The 20,624-nt window shown below is 42.0% G+C and carries 20 protein-coding genes; 10 read left to right on the top strand and 10 right to left on the bottom strand.

Annotation, left to right across the window (positions count from 1 at the left end; genetic code table 11):
- Positions 1-1,389, bottom strand: coding sequence for an ATP-dependent RNA helicase DbpA (gene dbpA, locus LY624_RS00640; RefSeq protein ID WP_130150347.1), 1,389 nt, complete (start codon positions 1,387-1,389; stop codon positions 1-3).
- Positions 1,390-1,582: 193 nt separating this feature from the next.
- On the opposite strand from dbpA, the gene LY624_RS00635 reads away from it, so the two are divergent.
- Positions 1,583-2,533 (top strand): tetratricopeptide repeat protein, encoded by a 951-nt coding sequence (locus tag LY624_RS00635; protein ID WP_130150346.1) that lies wholly within the window; start codon positions 1,583-1,585, stop codon positions 2,531-2,533.
- Between the two features lie 182 nt (positions 2,534-2,715).
- Here the strand turns inward: LY624_RS00635 and LY624_RS00630 are convergent, their stop codons facing one another.
- Positions 2,716-3,621 (bottom strand): DUF808 domain-containing protein, encoded by a 906-nt coding sequence (locus tag LY624_RS00630; protein WP_130150345.1) that lies wholly within the window; start codon positions 3,619-3,621, stop codon positions 2,716-2,718.
- 115 nt (positions 3,622-3,736) lie between these two features.
- Here LY624_RS00630 and LY624_RS00625 point away from each other — a divergent pair, with 115 nt between their 5' ends.
- The 4 genes from LY624_RS00625 (at position 3,737) to LY624_RS00610 (ending at position 6,959) form a co-directional block, all read left to right on the top strand.
- Positions 3,737-4,027, top strand: coding sequence for an MliC family protein (locus LY624_RS00625; protein WP_130150344.1), 291 nt, complete (start codon positions 3,737-3,739; stop codon positions 4,025-4,027).
- 81 nt (positions 4,028-4,108) lie between these two features.
- Positions 4,109-5,575, top strand: coding sequence for a 4-hydroxy-3-polyprenylbenzoate decarboxylase (gene ubiD, locus LY624_RS00620; RefSeq protein WP_130150343.1), 1,467 nt, complete (start codon positions 4,109-4,111; stop codon positions 5,573-5,575).
- An 86-nt stretch (positions 5,576-5,661) separates the two neighbouring features.
- Positions 5,662-6,375 carry an NAD(P)H-flavin reductase gene (gene fre / locus LY624_RS00615; RefSeq protein WP_130150342.1) on the top strand — a complete coding sequence of 238 codons (714 nt, stop codon included), beginning with the start codon at positions 5,662-5,664 and terminating at the stop codon, positions 6,373-6,375.
- A 167-nt stretch (positions 6,376-6,542) separates the two neighbouring features.
- On the top strand, positions 6,543-6,959 hold the full coding sequence (locus LY624_RS00610) for a CBS domain-containing protein (RefSeq protein ID WP_130150340.1): 417 nt from the start codon (positions 6,543-6,545) through the stop codon (positions 6,957-6,959).
- An 11-nt stretch (positions 6,960-6,970) separates the two neighbouring features.
- Here LY624_RS00610 and add read toward each other — a convergent pair whose 3' ends face one another.
- From add to cyaY, 8 genes are all read right to left on the bottom strand, one after another.
- A complete protein-coding gene (gene add, locus LY624_RS00605; protein ID WP_130150338.1) occupies positions 6,971-7,972 on the bottom strand; it encodes an adenosine deaminase in 1,002 nt (333 codons plus the stop codon).
- Between the two features lie 111 nt (positions 7,973-8,083).
- Positions 8,084-10,774, bottom strand: coding sequence for a CHASE domain-containing protein (locus tag LY624_RS00600; protein ID WP_341803640.1), 2,691 nt, complete (start codon positions 10,772-10,774; stop codon positions 8,084-8,086).
- A gap of 33 nt (positions 10,775-10,807) precedes the next feature.
- On the bottom strand, positions 10,808-11,917 hold the full coding sequence (locus tag LY624_RS00595) for a heme biosynthesis HemY N-terminal domain-containing protein (RefSeq protein ID WP_130150334.1): 1,110 nt from the start codon (positions 11,915-11,917) through the stop codon (positions 10,808-10,810).
- Positions 11,914-13,731 carry a uroporphyrinogen-III synthase gene (locus tag LY624_RS00590; protein ID WP_130150332.1) on the bottom strand — a complete coding sequence of 606 codons (1,818 nt, stop codon included), beginning with the start codon at positions 13,729-13,731 and terminating at the stop codon, positions 11,914-11,916. Before LY624_RS00590 ends, LY624_RS00595 begins: the two co-directional genes overlap by 4 nt.
- A gap of 1 nt (position 13,732) precedes the next feature.
- Complete coding sequence (hemC, locus tag LY624_RS00585; RefSeq protein WP_341803639.1) at positions 13,733-14,671, bottom strand: hydroxymethylbilane synthase; 939 nt, start codon at positions 14,669-14,671, stop codon at positions 13,733-13,735.
- Between the two features lie 29 nt (positions 14,672-14,700).
- Positions 14,701-15,591 (bottom strand): DUF2914 domain-containing protein, encoded by an 891-nt coding sequence (locus tag LY624_RS00580; protein WP_130150329.1) that lies wholly within the window; start codon positions 15,589-15,591, stop codon positions 14,701-14,703.
- A 22-nt stretch (positions 15,592-15,613) separates the two neighbouring features.
- Entirely contained in the window at positions 15,614-16,270 is a 657-nt protein-coding gene (locus LY624_RS00575) for an alpha/beta hydrolase (RefSeq protein ID WP_130150327.1), read from the bottom strand.
- Positions 16,267-16,590 carry an iron donor protein CyaY gene (cyaY, locus tag LY624_RS00570; protein WP_062569480.1) on the bottom strand — a complete coding sequence of 108 codons (324 nt, stop codon included), beginning with the start codon at positions 16,588-16,590 and terminating at the stop codon, positions 16,267-16,269. The genes LY624_RS00575 and cyaY overlap by 4 nt, the downstream gene beginning before the upstream one ends.
- Before the next feature lie 149 nt (positions 16,591-16,739).
- On the opposite strand from cyaY, the gene lptM reads away from it, so the two are divergent.
- The 5 genes from lptM to LY624_RS00545 all read left to right on the top strand — a co-directional run bounded on the left by lptM (position 16,740) and on the right by LY624_RS00545 (position 20,623).
- A complete protein-coding gene (gene lptM / locus LY624_RS00565) occupies positions 16,740-16,913 on the top strand; it encodes an LPS translocon maturation chaperone LptM (protein WP_165381467.1) in 174 nt (57 codons plus the stop codon).
- Between the two features lie 3 nt (positions 16,914-16,916).
- Positions 16,917-18,170, top strand: a complete 1,254-nt coding sequence (gene lysA / locus LY624_RS00560; protein WP_130150325.1) for a diaminopimelate decarboxylase — start codon at positions 16,917-16,919, stop codon at positions 18,168-18,170.
- 64 nt (positions 18,171-18,234) lie between these two features.
- Positions 18,235-19,065 carry a diaminopimelate epimerase gene (gene dapF, locus LY624_RS00555; RefSeq protein ID WP_130150323.1) on the top strand — a complete coding sequence of 277 codons (831 nt, stop codon included), beginning with the start codon at positions 18,235-18,237 and terminating at the stop codon, positions 19,063-19,065.
- On the top strand, positions 19,062-19,673 hold the full coding sequence (locus tag LY624_RS00550) for a DUF484 family protein (protein WP_130150321.1): 612 nt from the start codon (positions 19,062-19,064) through the stop codon (positions 19,671-19,673). The genes dapF and LY624_RS00550 overlap by 4 nt, the downstream gene beginning before the upstream one ends.
- Positions 19,670-20,623 carry a tyrosine recombinase XerC gene (locus LY624_RS00545; protein ID WP_130150318.1) on the top strand — a complete coding sequence of 318 codons (954 nt, stop codon included), beginning with the start codon at positions 19,670-19,672 and terminating at the stop codon, positions 20,621-20,623. The genes LY624_RS00550 and LY624_RS00545 overlap by 4 nt, the downstream gene beginning before the upstream one ends.
- Position 20,624 lies beyond the last annotated feature (1 nt).

Raw genomic sequence — 20,624 nt, 5'->3', positions numbered from 1 at the left:
TTAACGAGTGAGGCGACGCGCCCGGATTTTACGCTTTTTGATATTGCCTTCTGTTAATTTTCGTAAAGCAGGTTTTGCAGCAACACGCTCAACAGCAATAAAAGCGACATTATCCAGCACATTAATTTTACCAACTTGATGGCCTGCAACCCCTTCTTTACCAGTTAATGCCCCTAAGATATCACCCGCACGAATTTTTTGCTTTTTACCCGCATCAATCATGATGGTTGCCATCGTTGGCTTATAAGCTGGCTTTTCGAGTAAACTAAACGGCGGTAGTGGTTCAGGGTCAAAGTCACGCTCATAGTGGTCACCGATTTGCGCTACCTTGAATTGTTCTGCTTCCCCATAAATTGAGCAAGCAATGCCTTTTTTACCTGCCCGCCCAGTACGGCCAACTCGGTGAACATGAGTTTGTGGGTCATGAGCAAGGTGGTAGTTCACCACCATGTCCATATCATTAATATCCAGTCCACGAGCAGCCACGTCTGTCGCCACTAAAATAGAAGCACTCTTATTCGCAAAACGAATTAATGTACGCTCTCGCTCTCGCTGCTCAAGGTCACCATGCAGTGCAACTGCACTGAAGCCCTCAGCAAAAAGGTCATCACAAATCTGTTGCGTCTCTACCTTGGTGTTACAAAAAATCACACAGCTTTCTGGTTGAAACTTCAGTAACAGTAGCTTTAGGGTATTAAAACGCTGCTTGTTGTTATCCAACTTATAAAAATATTGCTTAATTGTGCTTTTTTCTTGCTCTTCTTCAACCTTAATCATTTCAGGGTTGCTAAGTACTCGCTCAGCAATAGCTGCTATCGACTTTGGATAGGTCGCGCTAAACAACAGTGTTTGACGCTGTGCTGGAATGCAATCAACAATCGCGTCTAACGTATCTTGAAACCCCATATCAAGCATTTGATCGGCTTCATCCAGTACCAATGTCTCGACATCATCTAAACTCAATGTCCCTTTACGAATATGGTCATCTACACGGCCAGGCGTACCTACTACTATGTGAGCACCATGTTCAAGTGAACCTATTTGAGGACCAATAGACACGCCCCCACATAAAGTTAATACCTTAATATTATGAATGCTGCGCGCTAGCTTACGTACTTCTTGGGCCACCTGTTCGGCTAATTCACGAGTAGGGCATAAGATTAATGATTGAATACGAAAACGCTTTACATTCAGCTTAGCTAATACACCTAAGCTAAATGCAGCTGTTTTACCTGAACCAGTTTTCGCTTGCGCAATAATATCTTTTCCTTGCAAAATCACAGGCAAGCTTTGTGCTTGCACTGGGGTCATTTGTGAATAACCTAAGGTCGATAAATTTTCGACTAGCTCTTGCGGTAAAGCCAATGATGTAAAAGCAGTTGCTGTCACAGTAAAATTCCACACTTGATAATTGAGGGACATCCTCGAAGATGTAGGTGATCATAGCAGACATTCGCTCTTTTCTCTAAAGCAAAAATAAGTACGACTCTCACCACGCCTGCAGTTCATATTTCGTTACAGTTTGCTACTTTATAACTCACTGTATATGTTCTAACTTAAGGGTATTACCAAGGAAGAAGCTATGTTACTTTTTAATACCGCTGTTGCTGATGTTTTCTATAAACAGGCTACAACTTGCCCTCACTGTCAGAGTAAACATTTTTCACTGATTAATAACAGTAAACTGCTTCGGTTTACTATTTTACCTGTTGCCCCTTTATCTATTAGTTATCAACGCCAATGTGATGATTGCGGTCATATAACTGATGTGCCTTGGTACTCTCTGCCCGTTTTAGAGATCATTTCATTTATAAAGTATTTCATAGGACTTTTAGTTATTAGCTACCTCTTAACGACGTTTATATTAAGTAGCCAACGCCAGAGCGAAAATGAAATACACTACCTAGATACACCAAAGCAATTTGATACTTACTTTGTTCTTTCGGAACAATTTACGGGCCATCCCAAACGCGTTAATAATTTAAAGGTCGCCCAATTAATTGAATTTGATGATAATACGATGACCTTTCGTGTAGGTAACTACACTTATAAATACAATAAAGATATCGAAATTGCGATGCGAACCAGCATGCTGGTACAAGATAATTACTTTGCCAGTAAAACAATTACCTTAACAAAACAGCAAGTTCATAACTTTTACCGCGATAACATCATCTATAAGATTTTACGCCCAGAGCTTTATAGCCTATTTGGTGGCTTTGTGATGCACCCACCTAAACCTAAACCTCTTTATACAGGCGTAAAGCTTGATAAAAATAACCAGCAAGGGATCACTTACTTTAAGGATGGTCTTTATAAGGAAGCGATTGAGAGCTTTACCCTCTCAGCAGAAGCGGGATACTCATGGGGACAACTCAACCTTGCTCAGATGTACCGAGATGGGCAAGGAATCCCTCAAGATACTGCTAAAGCTGCTTACTGGTTAAACAAAGCAGCACTACAGAGCAACCCTAAAGCAAAAATTGAACTCGCAGAATTGTGCCAATCTATCGACTGCACCCATTTAGAATAATCTAGAAAGATTCACGCAAAATAGTATTTACAACATAATTGATACAATATAACATAACCATATCATTACTTAAGTTTAATCAGTAAATCGCTCATTAAACTTAAGGTAGACCCTGCACACTAGCACGCTAACGTTCCCGTGCTACACTCTTGCCGGCGGGGTTATCTCGCCGGCCTTTTCAATTAACCTTTTAGTTTATGCCAACCTTGTAGACACACCACCATTATAAGTCCTGCAAGTATGCCGAGCATGCCATCAAATAAAACAGGAGCAATAAACTCTCCTGCAGCACCTGCATGTTGCAATGCAAAATGAGTAACGGCTTGCTGAGTATGATGTAACAGAGCAATACCATGTACTAAAATACCACCACCAACTAAAAACATCGCAATGGTCCCTGCAATAGCTAAGAAACGCATTAATTTTGGCGCCAATGCAAGTAAAAATTTACCGAGTAACTCTTTTAGCCTACTACCACTATTTTCTGCAGTTTGAAGCAAATACAGTCCCGCATCATCCAACTTAACGATACCTGCTACTAAACCATATACACCAATCGTCATGATCACCGCGATAACACTCAGCACTAACGCTTGGTTAATAAGTGTGGCACTCGCAACAGTACCTAGCGTAATGACGATTATTTCGGCTGAAAGAATAAAGTCGGTACGGATAGCTCCTTTAACCTTCTGCTTTTCATACTCTGTTAAATCTTGATGTTCTAAGGATAGCTGCTCGGAACTCTCCTTATGACCCAATAACTTTTCGACTATTTTTTCAGCCCCTTCAAAACATAAAAATAAACCACCAATCATTAGCAAAGGGGTAATAAGCCAAGGAAGCCATGTACTGATTATTAGCGCGGCTGGTACCAGTATCGCTTTATTAAGAAAAGAGCCTTTAGCAACAGCCCAAACAACGGGTAATTCACGGTCAGCTGTCACACCAGTAACTTGCTGTGCATTGAGTGCAAGATCATCGCCAAGCACACCCGCCGTTTTCTTAGTTGCGACTTTACTCATAGTCGCAATATCATCTAAAAGTGTAGTAATATCATCAAGTAATGTGAGTAAGTTAGTGCCTGCCATAGTAATTCCTTGCCAATTAATTACACTCACAACATAACTTATCTAGTCATTTTCACCAACGGTTAATTTTTCTTTGTTAGGCTTATACTTCATTCAGTAAACAGGGGGTGTTGCAATGATAAGACCACTTCTCTCAGGACTCGTTCTCGTTAGCTTATGCGCATGTGCAAAGCAAAGTGATCCAAATAATTACACATGTGGCGAAGACTCCACTGTGAGCATTGCTGACATCAGCGAAGATGAAGCCGAATTGTTGTTCAAAGAACAGAGCTTTGTATTAAACCGACAAGTAAGTGCATCTGGCGTTAAGTACAGCAATGACACTGTTCTTTTTTGGTCAAAAGGTGCTGAGGCTATGCTCATTTTAAAAGGAAAAAAATATCATTGCGCACTAAACCAATCCTAGCAAAATCTGATTGTTGAAATTCGCTTAATCACTGGTTTTGAGTATAATGGCGACAGTTTATCCAGCGTTTAAGTAGCCATAATGAAATACAAAGATCTTCGCGAGTTTATCGAATTATTGGAACAAAAAGGTGAATTAAAACGGATCAAGCAAGAAATCGATCCTTACCTTGAAATGACCGAGATTGCCGACCGTACTTTGCGTGCCGAAGGCCCTGCATTGTTATTCGAAAACCCTAAAGGTCACTCTACCCCTGTATTAGCAAATCTATTTGGTACCCCAAAGCGTGTTGCAATGGGCATGGGACAAGATGATGTTAGTGAACTACGTGAAGTAGGTAAACTGCTCGCTTTTTTGAAAGAGCCTGAGCCTCCTAAAGGTATCAAAGAAGCACTTGGACAAATCCCAGTATTTAAGCAAGTGCTAAATATGCCAGCAAAGGAAGTAAAAAAAGCCCCTTGTCAACAAGTGATACTGGAAGGTGATGATGTTGATTTAACAAAGCTTCCAATTCAGCACTGCTGGCCAGGCGATGCAGCACCTTTAATCACATGGGGACTAACTGTCACTAAAGGGCCTTATAAAAAACGCCAAAACTTAGGTATTTACCGCCAGCAGCTACTTGGCAAAAATAAAATTATTATGCGCTGGTTATCTCACCGTGGTGGAGCACTCGACTTTAGAGAGTGGTGTAAAGAGCACCCTGGTGAGCCTTACCCTGTATCAATAGCACTTGGGGCTGATCCTGCCACCATATTGGGTGCTGTTACACCAGTGCCTGACACCTTGAGTGAATACGCCTTTGCCGGCCTGTTACGAGGAAGTAAGACAGAGGTCGTTAAATCTATCTCAAATGATTTACAAGTACCTGCAACAGCTGAATTTATTCTTGAAGGCTATATTATGCCGGATGAAACGGCACCTGAAGGCCCCTATGGCGATCACACTGGTTACTATAACGAAGTTGATGAATTTCCAGTGATGACGGTTACCCATATCACACACCGTGAAAATCCAATTTATCATAGTACTTACACAGGTCGTCCACCTGATGAACCTGCCGTTTTAGGTGTAGCATTAAACGAAGTATTTGTGCCGATTCTACAGAAGCAATTTCCTGAAATTGTTGATTTTTACCTACCACCCGAAGGCTGCTCTTATCGTATGGCTGTGGTCACTATGAAGAAACAATATCCAGGACATGCTAAGCGAGTCATGATGGGGGTGTGGTCTTTCTTACGTCAGTTTATGTATACCAAATTCGTCATTGTTTGCGATGATGATGTAAATGCACGTGATTGGAATGATGTCATTTGGGCGATCACCACACGTATGGATCCTGCGCGTGATACCACACTGATCGAAAACACTCCTATCGATTATTTGGATTTTGCCTCGCCAGTATCTGGCCTTGGCTCAAAAATGGGTATGGATGCAACCAATAAATGGCCTGGAGAAACAGACCGTGAGTGGGGTGAACCCATTGTGATGAGCCCTGAAATCAAACAACGTGTTGATGAAATATGGGACAGCTTAGATATTCTCTAGCCTGTGTCTATGATAAACTGTTCAAAAATTAACGGTTGTATAAACCTACAACCGTAAAATGCGTTTCTGCTTATTAAAGGTAAACTATGCAAACATTACTCGCTGACGTTGTTGCGATCAGCCCGCTTACAGACCATGTACATAAGGTCATTTTGAAACCACAGCAGCCTGTGTCATTCGAGGCAGGCCAATATATGCAACTTGTATTAGGCGAAAAAGACAAGCGTGCCTTTTCAATTGCTAGCCGCCCTTCTCAAACGGATCAGGTTGAACTACATATTGGTGCATCTGGTGCAGACTCATATGCTATGCAAGCACTTGAGCATTTACGCCAAGCACATACAGAGCAGCAGCAAGTAAACGTGGAAGTGGGCTTAGGTGTATCGCAACTTCGTGCAGAAGGTGAGCGTCCAATCATTTTACTAGCTGGCGGAACAGGCTTCTCATACGCAAAGTCAATGGCTGATCACCTCGCAGAAATTGGTTGTGAACGCACCGTATTGTTTTACTGGGGTGTCCGCGAACAAGCAGCATTGTATGCTCATGATGAAATGCAAGCATGGGCTAACAGTAACCCACACTTTCAATATATCCCTGTCGTTGAAAATGCACCAGCAAGCTGGACAGGTAAAACTGGCTACGTTCACAAAGCTGTTATGGCAGATATCGTGTCACTCGAACCCTATGATATTTATATGGCAGGTCGTTTTGACATGATTGGTATTGTACGTGATGACTTTATTAATCATGGAGCAATCCGTGAGAATATGTATGCCGACGCATTCGCATTCATCAAATAAATAGTCAAAAAGCTCTCTAGGCATTCAATATAGAATGCCTTTTTTATTAATCTCTTCAACAAACTACTTTGTGCAATTAATGAACAATTAAATCCATACAAACGATTTCACAAACTGCATTTCCTTGACCATACTTTGTTTAGAATAACGAATGGGGAGAAACCCACATGCTAAACACTAAAGTACAAGACTTCATGCAACGTAAGTTACCGCATATTACACCAGAAACAGAAATGACTGCGGCCATCAGTGAATTACAAAAATTTAAACTTTTGGGTGCGCCTGTTTTTGATGACAAGCAATGTTTGGTCGGCTTTATTTCAGAGCAAGAATTGCTGCAACCTTTAATGCAAAATAGCTATTTCTGCGATGGTGTTGTAAAAGTTAAACAGCTCATGCGCACCGACGTGGTTACTGTCAGTAGCGATCAAAATATTATTGAGCTTGCTGATAACATGAAAACAGGAAAACCCAAAAACTATCCAGTTGTCGAGGGAACAAAAGTGGTCGGTATGATCAGTCGCGGAGATGTGCTCAAAGCATTATATGAAAATTACCTTTCATGCCAAGAGCACCAAGTATAAATAGCCCGCGATTATCGATTTGCAGCTAACTGCTGTAACGCTGCTTTATCAGTATCGCTTAAGTATGCTATTTCAAGCGCATTTGTTTGTGCTTTTTCCATATCAGCTTGACTTAAACCAGCGGCAGGAGCAGCAATTTGATATTCATGCGCAATTTCAATACCTTCCACAGCGGGATCATCGGTATTAATTGACGCTAGAATACCATGATCCAAAAAGGTTTTTAGTGGATGAGTAGCAAGTTCGGCTACCGTACTGGTTTGAATATTACTGGTTAAGCAAGACTCAATACCAATACGGTTGTCACGTAGGTAATCCATCAGCTTCGCATCCTCAATCGCTTTTACGCCATGACCAATACGGGTTGCACCCAACTCGTTAATTGCTTGCCAGATACTTTCGCTGCCACGTGCTTCACCGGCGTGAATAGTCGCTGCCAAGTAAGCATTATGCACTTGCTTAAAATGACCAACAAACAACTCTCCTGGGAAGCCCATTTCGTCTCCTGCCAAGTCAACAGCGACTAAGTCATTTTTAAATGCTAATAAGGCATCAAGCTCTTGCTGACAAATTTTAGTGCCATAGGTACGCGACATAATACCAATCAGATTCACCTTAATTGGAGCACCTTGGCAAGCACTTTTAATACCATCGACCACAGCCTCAACAACGCCTTCTGGGTGTAACCCTTGGCTCTGAGCCATATAGTAAGGACTAAAGCGTAGCTCTACATAATCAAGTTTTTGGGCTATGGCATCTTCAACATTTTCAATAGCAATACGGCGACACGCATCATAATCACCGAGTACCTTTACGCCCCAATCTAATTTTTGTAAAAAAGCCACTAAATTAGGTTCAGGGTCTATCACTTGGACATGTGGGATTAATGCTTCTACATTATCTGCTGGCAGCGCAAGGTTAAACTGACGACCAAGTTCTAAAATGGTTTGTGGACGAACATTTCCATCAAGGTGACGGTGAATATCAAGCAAAGGCAGTTTGTTATTGATCATAATTAGCACTCAGGTTCAGTAAATTTGCGCGGATCATACGTACCCACAACGATATTTCAAGTTTAGATGATTTTATTTACTTTTTTGAGGCCAAATGTCTGCCTCTGTCTATTAGCGTTGTTTTTGTATAAACCGCCAAATAGTTTTGAAAAGTTTTTCTGCATCAATCGGTTTGGTTAAATAACCATCCATGCCGCATGCAATGCCTTTTTTATAGTCATCATCATGGGCATTAGCAGACAAACCAATAATGGGAAGTTCTGTCATCATCAGCTCTTGGCGAATCACTTTAGTCGCTTGCAAGCCATCCATATTAGGCATTTGAATATCCATAAGCACAACATCATATTTATGTTCGCTGATCATCTTAATCGCTTCATACCCATCCTTAGCGACATCAGGCTTACAGCCTTTAGTTTCTAGAATAGCGCACGCCACATGTTGGTTTAATGGATTGTCTTCAACCAATAAAACAGCGAGTTCTGCAAATGAAACAGCGCTGATATCAATATCATTTAAATCGTCATTCGCATGTTTGATAGCTTCTAAAGGTGACACAACAGGCAAAGTAAACGTAAATTGTGCCCCTTGTCCTTCTGCGCTTGATAACGTTATATCACCGCCCATCATATCGATAAGCTTTTTACATATGCTTAATCCAAGCCCTGTGCCACCAAAGCGACGTGAGGTCGAGCTATCGGCTTGTGAAAATGGCTGAAACAGTGTTTCTTGCACCTCTTTTTTAATTCCTATACCAGTGTCGATAACACTAAAATATGTTGTATCGTTTTGCTGCCAAATTTTTAAGGTAATGGTTCCTTGCGGCGTAAATTTAACTGCGTTATTCAGCAGATTTAGTAATATTTGTTTCAGTCGAATGGCATCGGTATGAATCACCAGCGGCTGTGTATTATCGTAATCGACAACAAACTGCAATGAACGCGAATTCAATTCAAATTGCAGTAAATTACTCATTTCACTGACCAAGTTACAGACATTAATTGGCTCTTGATGTAGGTCTAAGCGACCTGCTTCAATTTTTGAAAAATCGAGCACATCGTTCAACACGCGTAACAAAACATTAAGCGCACTATCAGCTTGCTCAATATAATTACGCGCTTGCTGCCAGTCTTGCTCTTGTAATGCCAAATAGTGAAGCCCTTTAATACCGTTAATAGGCGTGCGAATTTCATGGCTCATATTGGCTAAAAATTCACTTTTGATTTGGCTTGCTTTATCCGCTTTTAATTTTTCATTACGTAGGCTTTGGGTTTGTTTCGCAACCTGTTGGCGTATTTGTATATTTGTGCCCGTTACTGAAATTAAAAAAATAATCAATAACCAAACAAATAGCATGCCTACTATCTGTGCAAACCAATACATTAGCCAGGATGACTGCTCCACTGACTCCCATAACTTTATTTGCCACACCCGTTCGCTAATATGAAAATCAAAATGTGCAATTTGCTTGGTCCCAATGCGCCCAGAGCTTGAAATTTCAATGGGGTTTTGAGTATCACTTACATCATAAAAACTGGCTTCAATATCGGTCGTTTGATTGTAATTAAGCGTTTGTGCCAAAGCATCTAAATTAATGACCGCCACGACATACCCTTTGAAACCAACCTGACGATGTAAATCAGCATAAACAGGGTTAAAAAATAACACCCCACGTTCATTTCCATCACCTTGCATTAAACTAATGGGTTCACTAACAGATATATTTTTTGTTAAACGGGAGTTTGTCAGCGCTTCTCTTCGCACTTCACTTGAGGCTAAATCAAACCCTTGAGCTGACTCATTTCCTTGTAGTGGATGAATATATTGAACAGGGAAATAAATAGCTCGCTGAGAGACGCCTTGCCATTCGCCCGCCACATTTTTTTCTTTCACATAAAATGTTGGACCCAGTTCTTCGCGTAGTGACTTTTCGTAATCAGGTAATTGTGACTGAACCACTTTTGGGGCCCACTCAAAGGCTGCAATTTCATTACTGTCTTGTAATTGTCGAGAAGTAAAGCGCTTGAACTCTTGAAAGTCGACATCATCACTACTGGCAAAAAATGTCGCAAGTAAAGCTAGATGAGACTGTATTTCACTTACTTTGTGCTCTAGGTTGGCTTTAATCGCACTCACCTTCGCCTGTTGGCGCTGCTCATCTTTGTCCTTTTTCACACTTGCTGCACCATAAAAGCTAATACAAATGATCAAATAGATAAGCAGTGAAGGAACAATAATCTGAGCCCGCTGTTGCATAAGGTTATAACTAAATGCCGCCAACACAAGTGGTGTGAAAATCAACACACCAATGCTGTCGCCTATCCACCAAGCAATAAAGTTATTCAGGGCCATGTAGCTAGGTATAACCTGATTTATTATTAATAGTGCCGTCCCTGTCAATGGAGCAATTAAACAACAGATAGGGCCACCTATAACGAGCCCTTGTACGCTGTTTTTAAGGGATGACAACTCAAGCGGTATTTTTATGATATGGGTGATAATGTAGTACGCAGCCCAAGCTTGGAAGGTAGACGCTGCAGTTACGCCAACAGCTTGGAGCATGATCTGCCAATGAAGAATATCAGAGACACGATCTAGGTGAATCAAATTAACTAAAAAAGCACCAAGAATAATCCCCGCTAAGGCTCGGTTGCGTTGTAGTAAAATACTCGCAAGGGCAATCCCTGCGGGTGGCCACGCTGCAACCGCATAACCATCAATAGCGAGTAACGAATTACTTAAATACCCTGTAAGAAAGTAAGCAAGCGCAATACTTATTGTCAGCGTAAACAAGTTCTTCAAGCCATTTAACTCCTTTTTTAGGCAAATGGGGCTCTATTGATATAACACCAGCGCTTTATCTGGTTGGGCACTTTTACTATAACTAAGCGCAGCCTGCTGAAGGTATTCATGGCGATTATTGGCATTCAGTGCTTTATCAAAAACACGCGCAGCTAAATCGTACTCACCATGGGCATTCGCAAGACAAGCTAAAGCTAAAAGCAACTGGGTATTGTCAGTGTCTTTTTTCAACACATCCTGCAAACTTGCCTGTAATTTTAATGCATCCCCTGCAGCACTGGTTTTCAAAATGTGTGCTAAGTCTTTATGTTGCTGCGGATTTTTAATCATTTTAATTAAGCTTAGCTCAATTTTATTTAAATCGCCTGCTTTCGCCATGGCAGTGAAGTAACTAACTTCAGCCAAGGGTTTCAAATTCTTTGCTAATTGTTCAAATCGTTCTGTTAATGTGCTGCTAGATTCTGCGTCAAAATAGCGATTGAATAATTGCTGCCATTCTTTGTCTGTGAGTGCTTTTTTACGAAGTAGACGCGGCATAAAGTCATTAAGTGCAGACCACTTTTTCTCTTGAACTAATACATGAGCATACATTTTCAGTTCAAGATTTGATGCTTTTTTATGCTCAGCTAATGCTTTCAAATCGGCAAAAATCGTGCTGGTTTCACCACTAGCAATCCATAGGTTTGCCACTTTCAGTTGCTTACTTTGACTAATTTTATCAAGGTAACTAATCGCTTTTTCGCTGTCATTTTCAGCCAGCGCAGCTTTTGCAAGTAAGGCATAACGGACATCAACCCACTGCTCAGCGACACTGTTATTATTCAGTGCTAATTCAACTTCAGTGTAATCATTGTTAATAAGACTCCACACACCTTGCTCAATAGCCGCTTGCTTTCGCTCTTCACTGCGCGCAAAAAAGCGATGACGTGTATGGCTGTACAAAGACCATAAATAACGCACCAATTTGTAGAGTAAAAACCCAGCACCAGATATCAAAACGATCAGTGCACAGACGCCCCAAATAGTGCCCTCTACGGTCGTTTTATTAAATGAGATTAATACATAGCCTTTTTGATCGATGAAAAAAGGGGCGATCCCTAAACAGATTGCAACAGCAATTATTAATAGTAAAAAGCGGATCATTGTGCCCACTCCTTCACCTGCTCAGTACTTTTCAGCGATACATTAGGGTTAAAATCAAGTTGCTCTTTTGAAAGCTCAAGCAAACTCTTCAGAGCAGCTTTAGTAACCGTGTCATCTTGCTTGAAATAGTCCTGTACTAAGTCATGCGCAGCATCAACGGCAGTGAAGTAAACGCTACTTTGTTTCGATAACACAGCATCTTGTGCTTGAGCTAGATACAAGCTCAAACGCTGCTTCACTAAATGACGTTCTTGCTCACTTAAAAATGGCGCAACAACCATGTCTTCACGGGTACGCACGGTAACAAAGAAGTCTTTAAATTGTTGCCATGACTTAGCTAGGTTTTGACGCCACTCACTAACATTTTCACTCAGTTTACTAGGGTCTTCTTGGCTCACTTCTTCAGGTAAAGAAATCGCGTTAAAAACAAGTTCATCAATATGCTGCGCAACACCATGCAATTTTAGATAGATAGCTTCAACTGCAACAGGCTCAATAGCATTTAATGTTTGTAAATCTTGATGAATTGCCTGACGTATGTTCCCTGTACCTGGGTGTTCAGCTAACAAAGAGTCTAAACGTGTTAACACAGCAGCCGCCCCCTGATAGTCATGCTCTGCCCAAACCTTAAACTCAGCCATACGCTGTAAACTTGTTACTTCTTGTGGGTTTAACGTATAGGTCTGCTGCTCAGCACGTTTTAATGCAGCGTCTAACTGTTGTTGAGTTTGCTGCACATTTTCGTTCAATGCAGCCGCTACTTTTTGCTCACTGTTGTACAGTGAATGCTGTAATGTTTGCTGCGCACTTTTAACAGCATCAAGTTGTTGTTGTAAGCGTTGGTTTTCGGTTGTCAATTCAGTCAATACACGTGAAGATTGCTGATCACTATTAAGTTTTTGATAAAACTCATAACCAACTGCAGAAGCAACTATTACAGAGATAAGTAGAGCTAAGCTACCGGTTTTACTAATCCCTTTTTTGTGATGAACCGTTTGCCCTGAAGCAGCCTTACCTGCTTGCGCCTTTTTCGTGGACTCGGCTACTGGTTTAGTTGACTGTTTTAAATCTGATTCACTCATTTTGCTACCTTGCTCATTGATACAGGCGAACATCGCATTATCGCTTGCCCCCGCAGCAATATGTATATGTGTTCTTGTTACATTTTTTTGCTGTAAATAATCAGCAATACGTTCACTTGCAACATAAAACTGACGCTTAATTAACCACGCTAACTGTGACCCATTTTGGCCATTAAAAATGGCGTCCACAGCGGCATTACTTGTAATGACTATACCTTCAACATCAATTGTTTGCCAGTGGTCCATCCACTTACCAGGTTCACTTTCGATGGCGCTACGCTTATACACAACCAGTTGATTTAATAATGCACCACGTTGCTTCAATGTTTTAGCTATGGTGGTGCGCCCACCTTCGCCTTTCACTAAAACAATATTACTCAGTTCAACATCTTGTAGTGTTTTTAGCTCAAGCAACCCTTCAGAATCGTGCTGCTTTGGCACCGCAGCACGACGACCAAAGGCCTCATAAATGGCATCCGCAGTTTGTTGTCCAACGGCATATAGCTGAGCAGCTTTATTTATAACAGGAGTGAGGTGAAGTAATGCATGAACCGCATCTTGCGATATAAAAATAATTTTATCTGCATTTTCCAGTGGCGCGAGTTCTTCACTATTCGGCGTTAAGTAGTCAAGGGTCAATACTGGGCAGTGGGTTGTTTGATAACCCGCCTGCTGAAGCTGAAGAGCAAGCTCAGTGCCTTTACCTTCTGGACGAGTTATCAAAATATGCATATTACGCGTCTCTGTATACGTCAGCTAAGATTTTATCAGCGCCTTGAGCAAGTAACTTTTCGGCAAGTTCAATGCCTAGTTTCTCTGCATCAGCGGCAGGGCCAGTTACTTCATCACGGAGCATTTGACTACCATCAACCGCGCCAACTAAACCACGTAAATGGACCTGTTCACCATCAACGAGTGCAAATGCCCCAATAGGTACCTGACAACCACCTTCTAAACGTCGATTCATCGCACGTTCGGCATTTACACGAATGCGTGTTTCACTATGCTCAAGAGGTGCTAACAGGGCTTTAGTCACGTCATCGTCAATACGACACTCTATGCCTACTGCGCCTTGGCCGTTTGCTGGCAGAGATACTTCTGGCTCAATAAATGCGGCGATGCGCTCCTGCATTTCAAGTCGAATTAGACCCGCAGCAGCGAGAATAATTGCATCATATTGGCCGTTATCAAGTTTTGCCAAACGCGTATTAACGTTACCGCGTAAATCATGAATAACAAGGTCTGGGCGGGCTTCGCGAATTTGACACTGACGTCGAAGACTTGATGTGCCCACAATCGCGCCTTGTGGCAACTCATCTAAGCTTTTGTAGTTATTTGATACAAACGCATCACGTGGATCTTCGCGCTCACAAATAGTATTAAGTTCTAAACCATCCGGAAACTCAACCGGCACATCTTTCATTGAGTGAACAGCAATATCCGCTCGCCCATCTAACATAGCTTGCTCAAGCTCTTTAACAAATAAACCTTTACCACCAATCTTGGCAAGAGGTGTATCAAGAATGATATCGCCCTGCGTTGACATGGGAACAAGTTCAACGGTGACATCATCATGAAAGTGCTCAAGCTGAGCTTTTACAAATTCAGCTTGCCATAAAGCGAGTGCGCTTTTACGTGTCGCAATTCGAACGTATTTTGTTGTCTGAGTCATGAAAAATCCAATTATTTACTAAGCTGACGCTAGTCAGCTAAAATTCTAAATTCTTTTTGTGCAAGCAAGTTGCCGTCGGTATCAATAACCTCAACACGCCAATCACCTACTTGCTCAGGCATAATATTTTTAGTCGAGTAAGTGCGAAAACGCGGACTGCTTATCGCTAACTCTATCGAAGCCAGTTGCTGATTTTGGTAATACCATACATGACGTACAGCTTGCCCCTGCATATTCTTAAGCTCACTGAAAAAGCTAAGGCTTTGGCTAATATCAAGCAATTTTACATCGCTTTTTAGAACATTGACTGGTTCTCGATCAACAACATCTGTCGTTAATACCGCTCGACTCACTTTATCCGTATCTATCTTAGCGCCAATTGCCACACTCGCGATATGGGCTGTTTGAGCAAACTGCTGTTTGTTTTGAACAACTTCAGGCTGTGCTTCGTCTTTTGGCTCACTAAATTCAGGTGGCGTTTCATCAACGCTTGCTAACACGTCGTCGTTTTGATCTGACTCTACCTCAACAGCTTGTGCTGTCACTTGCGGTGAGTCGCTTTGTTGCTGCAAATCAGTTTGCGCTTGAGTATTAATTAACGAGCTAGGTTCATCTTGCAAACTTATTGTTGCAGGGGCTTTGGCCTGCTCCGCGTTATGCTCCAAGCGCGGCAGCTCGTCAAGTTCGCGACTTAAATCTGTTTCAGTGGCCAATGATGCTTCTTGCTGAGTTTGCTGTTCTGATTGCTCTGCATTTACCGCGCCTAAAAAGCTATACGCCACAATAGCAAGTGCGATTAACAACACACTACCAACTAAAACTATGCGCCGCCAATGCCATTGATATGTTACTGAAGAAGGTGCAGCACTGACTGATTCGGCACTTCCCATATTTGCTGTTATTACCAGTTTTTTTGTCATATTGGCCTCTTTACAAGCTATGTTAGCTCAAGCGAGCAATTAACCACTCTCTGATTGCCATCAGTTCTTCACCACACACCTGATGCGCCATCGGGTAGTCTTGCCAGCTTACTTCCATGTTATTCGCACACAATACGTCAAACGCTTGCCTACCCGCACTATGCGGTACTACATCATCAAGACGACCATGCGCCATAAATATATTTAAATTTCTTTGTTTCGCTTCGTCAGCAAGCTTATCAGGTACGCACATATAAGTTGATAGCGCCATCACCCCCGCTAGCTTTTGATCTAAGCGAGGTGCTAAATGCAGTGATACAACACCGCCTTGTGAAAACCCAGCAAGGACAATCTTATTGGCAGGAATACCTTTCGCTATTTCTACTTCAATAAGCTCGGCGACTTTTGCTGCTGAGTCTCTGACACCTTGCTCGTCAGCACGCTTATCTAAATCCATCGACTTTATGTCGTACCAAGAGCGCATTGCCATTCCACCATTAATGGTGACCGGTTGCACAGGCGCATGTGGAAATACAAAGCGTATTCCCAGCTCTTTTGGTAAAGCTAACTGAGGAGCAACAGGGGCAAACCCATCACCTGAGTCGCCCAGACCATGCAGCCAAATAACACTTGCTTTATGCTCCCCTTGAGCAGGGTACTCTACGAACGCTAAACTCATAGTTCAGAGCGCCACTCAATAGGCTGTCCTGCTTGACGAGTCGCAGCATCACACATAAATTGCCAAAATTCAGCACCTGAACGGTTATCAATCCACTTATCGTCACGTAATTCAAAGTGATGACCATTAAATTTAGTCGCAACCCACACCTGATGCAGTGGTGCTTGTTTATTGATCACAATTTTACTGCGATCTGCAAAGATAATTTCTAAAATACCTGATGCAGACTCGTAGTCTAAATCAGCATCACAATCATCGATTTGCTCTTCAATCGTTAGCATTAATGCATCGGCTAATGTGTGGTATTCATGATCAGTCATTTTTATGTCCTTTAACTGGCTTATAAGCCTAGATCTGGGGGCAGATTATGTACATCAAGTGTAACAGGAATAAATTCATCCGCGAATAGCTGCATTTTTTAAATATTCTGTTACTCTGCGATTATAAAGCCAGCAACCGTATTAATCTAATGAAAGAGACTCATAGCCAAAAATTAAAGATCATTTTACCCTTTGCCCTTGTGCTCACCTTAGTCGGCTGTGGACAAAGTGGTGCTCTTTACCTACCAGATGATACGCCGCAGTCAACAGAATCTCAGCCTGAGGCTACTCCATCCGAACAACCAGAACAAAAACAGGACTAATAGATGGACTTTTTTAATTACAAAGATAATCAGCTGTTCGCTGAAGACATCGCTGTCAAAGAGCTTGCCGAACAATATGGTACGCCTTGTTATATCTACTCACGAAAAACCTTTGAACGTCATTACTTGGCCTTTGCCGAAGCCGCAAAATCACATAAAAGCTTGGTGTGCTATGCCGTAAAAGCGAATTCAAATATTGCTGTACTCAACATCTTAGCGCGCCTTGGTTCTGGTTTCGATATTGTTTCAAAAGGGGAACTTGCTCGTGTAATTCAAGCCGGTGGTGATGCATCTAAAGTGGTCTTTTCAGGGGTTGCCAAAACAGCTGATGAAATCGCCTATGCACTTGAATTGGGGATCAAGTGCTTTAATGTTGAATCAGTGGCGGAACTTGAGCGTATCTCAGAGGTCGCCACTTCACTAAATCGCATTGCCCCCATTTCGATTCGTGTAAACCCTGATATCGATGCAAAAACCCATCCGTATATCTCTACCGGTTTAAAAGAGAATAAATTTGGTATTGATATTCAAACCGCTGTTGCTGTTTATCAGCATGCTGCATCTTTACCAAGCTTAAAAATAACAGGTGTTGATTGCCACATAGGTTCACAGTTAACAGAAATAAAACCCTTCTTAGCAGCGCTTGAAAAAGTGCTTACTTTAATTGAACAACTAAAAGCCGTTGGCATCAAACTAACTCACCTTGATATTGGCGGTGGCCTTGGCGTGCCTTATAACGGCGAAACCCCACCTCACCCAAGCGAGTATGTTGACAAAATCACGGCCCGATTAGCTGATTATCAAGATCTAGAGCTTATTTTCGAGCCAGGCCGTGCCATTGCAGCCAACGCGGGTATATTAGTCACCAAGGTTGAGTTTATTAAACAAAATCAAGACAAATACTTTGCCATTGTTGATGCTGGCATGAACGATATGCTTCGCCCATCACTTTACCAAGCGTGGCAAAGTATTGTTCCTGTTATCCCACGCGCAGACGATACTAAAAGCCACAACTACGATATTGTGGGTCCTGTGTGTGAAACCGGTGATTTTTTAGGTAAGGATCGTCAACTTGCTCTTCAAGCAGGCGATTTACTCGCACAGCGCAGTGCGGGGGCTTATGGCTTTACGATGAGTTCAAACTATAACTCACGTCCTCGTGTTGCAGAGATAATGGTTGATGGAGAACAAAGTTATTTAATCCGTCAACGTGAAACTCTTGAAAGCCTTTGGCAAGGTGAGAAAATTTTACCATAAACGTTTTTATAACCGCCCTGCTCTGTGGCATGATTAGCTCAGAGCAAACCCGAATTAGAGCGTTATGTTAGTTAATTTCTCAAAAATGCACGGCCTAGGTAATGACTTTGTTGTTATTGATAACATTACTCAAAATGTTTTCTTATCGCGAGATCAAATTAAAAAGCTGGCAGATCGCCACTTCGGCATAGGTTTTGACCAATTACTCATGGTAGAGGCACCCTATTCTCCGGACCTAGATTTTCACTACCGTATTTTTAATGCTGATGGTAATGAAGTCGAGCAATGTGGTAATGGTGCCCGCTGCTTTGCTCGGTTTGTGCGTATGAAAGGCTTAACAAACAAGCACAAAATCACCGTATCAACCAAATCGGGAAATTTGACTTTATATATTGAGAAAGACGGCCAAGTAACGGTCAATATGGGCCACCCGACTTTTGAACCAAGTAAAATTCCACTTAAAGCCAGTAAACGAGAGCTCACTTATATTCTTCGCACTGAAGAACACACCATCTTTAGCGGTGCAGTCTCAATGGGTAACCCACACTGCGTATTAGAAGTCGATGATATTCAAACAGCTGATGTTGACACTTTAGGGCCACTGCTTGAAAACCATGAACGTTTTCCACAACGAGCCAATGTGGGCTTTATGCAGGTAATTTCGCAAGATCATATTAAACTAAGGGTGTGGGAACGCGGTGTTAGTGAAACCCTTGCTTGTGGAACAGGTGCATGTGCAGCAGTAGTGATCGGTCAAGCCCAAAGCAAGCTAGCAAACACAGTACAGGTCGATTTACCAGGCGGTAGCCTGCAAATTCGCTGGCAAGGTGAAGGCCACCCCGTAAGAATGACCGGTCCTGCGGAGCATGTTTTTGATGGGCAAGTAGCACTATGAGCAAACAAACAGAACAACAAATTGCAGAATACTTAAAGGCACACCCTGATTTTCTAGTTAATAACCCTGATGTGCTTGCAGGGCTTGAACTGCATCAACAAACAGAGGCGGCAACGTCGTTAGTACATATCCAGCAACGCCAACTGCGAGAGCACAACACCTTGCTGAAAAACAAAATTACGACGTTAATTGAGCAAGCAAAAGAAAATGAGCTCATTTATCGCTTATTTAGTGAATGCCATCGTCAGCTTTGGACCAATTACGACTTTACAACACTGGCAAGTAACCTGCGCAATATAATTTGTACCAACCCCTCAATAAATGAGTGCCACCTTGTTAAGTATGATAAAAAGTTTGATGATTTAATCGCGCATCGCTTACAAGATACAGGCACTTATTTAGGTCGTGTAAATCAACAAGAGCGCGACTTACTGTTTTCTGATTCAACGCAATCTACCGCATTATATTTAATTGGTAACACTAAACATCCAGTGGCCATTTTGGCGTTTGGCAGCGATGATGTGAATCATTTTGAACCTGCTAAAGATAGTTTCTTCGTACTCGATTTTGTGCGCTCATTACAGCTACGCTTACTGGAACTTGCATGAGTGAGGAAATTGCGCCAAATACAGACGAGTTAAGCGATGCTTGGCGCACGCCTATCCAACTTTTTGCAGACTACTTGCGCTATGAAAAACAATATTCAGCGCACACCATAAGCCAATACACCAGCCAACTAGGCTTTGCTGCTTTGTACTTTAATAAGCTTTGTGAAAGCTGGTTTGATGTACAAGGTGAGCATATTCGTCGTTACAGTATGCAATTGCGAAGTAAACAATTAAGTGGCCGCACGATTAGTTTAAAACTGAGCTGTATTCGTAGCTTGTATAAATTTTTAAAAGCCAAAAACATTGCAAACCAAACACATTACCACAACCCTGCCGAAGCCATTAAAGGACCTAAATTTTCTAAGCCATTGCCCAAAAATTTAGACGTTGATCAAATGGCAAAGCTCTTAGAACTCCCTGATGATGAACCATTGGCTATTCGCGACAAAGCAATGATGGAGTTAATGTACTCATCTGGCCTGCGCATTAGCGAGTTAGTTGGCGCTAACATACAAGATATTAACCCCACAGAAGGGGAAATGTTAGTACGCGGCAAGGGTAATAAAGAGCGCTTACTCCCTGTTGGAAATAAAGCCCTCAATGCTTTAAAGGCATGGCTAAAAATTCGCCCACAATTTGCATACCCAGATGAAAGCGCAGTCTTTGTTAGTAGCCAAAAAAAGCGTATTTCAGTACGCCAAGTGCGCCTGCGCATGCAAGAATGGGGCATTAAACAAGGCATAAGCTCGCAAGTACATCCGCATAAGTTACGCCACTCATTTGCCTCACATATTCTAGAATCATCCGGTGATTTACGTGCTGTGCAAGAGTTATTAGGGCACAGCAGTTTATCGGCAACACAAGTTTATACACACCTTGATTTTCAGCATTTAGCCAAAGTCTATGACAACACCCATCCACGCGCTAAAAAGCGCTCAACACAAGAGTAAC

The sequence above is a fragment of the Pseudoalteromonas sp. N1230-9 genome (assembly GCF_032716425.1).
Lineage (GTDB): Bacteria > Pseudomonadota > Gammaproteobacteria > Enterobacterales > Alteromonadaceae > Pseudoalteromonas.
Note: the sequence above shows the minus strand (reverse complement) of the source record. Positions and strands in the feature narration are given on the sequence as shown.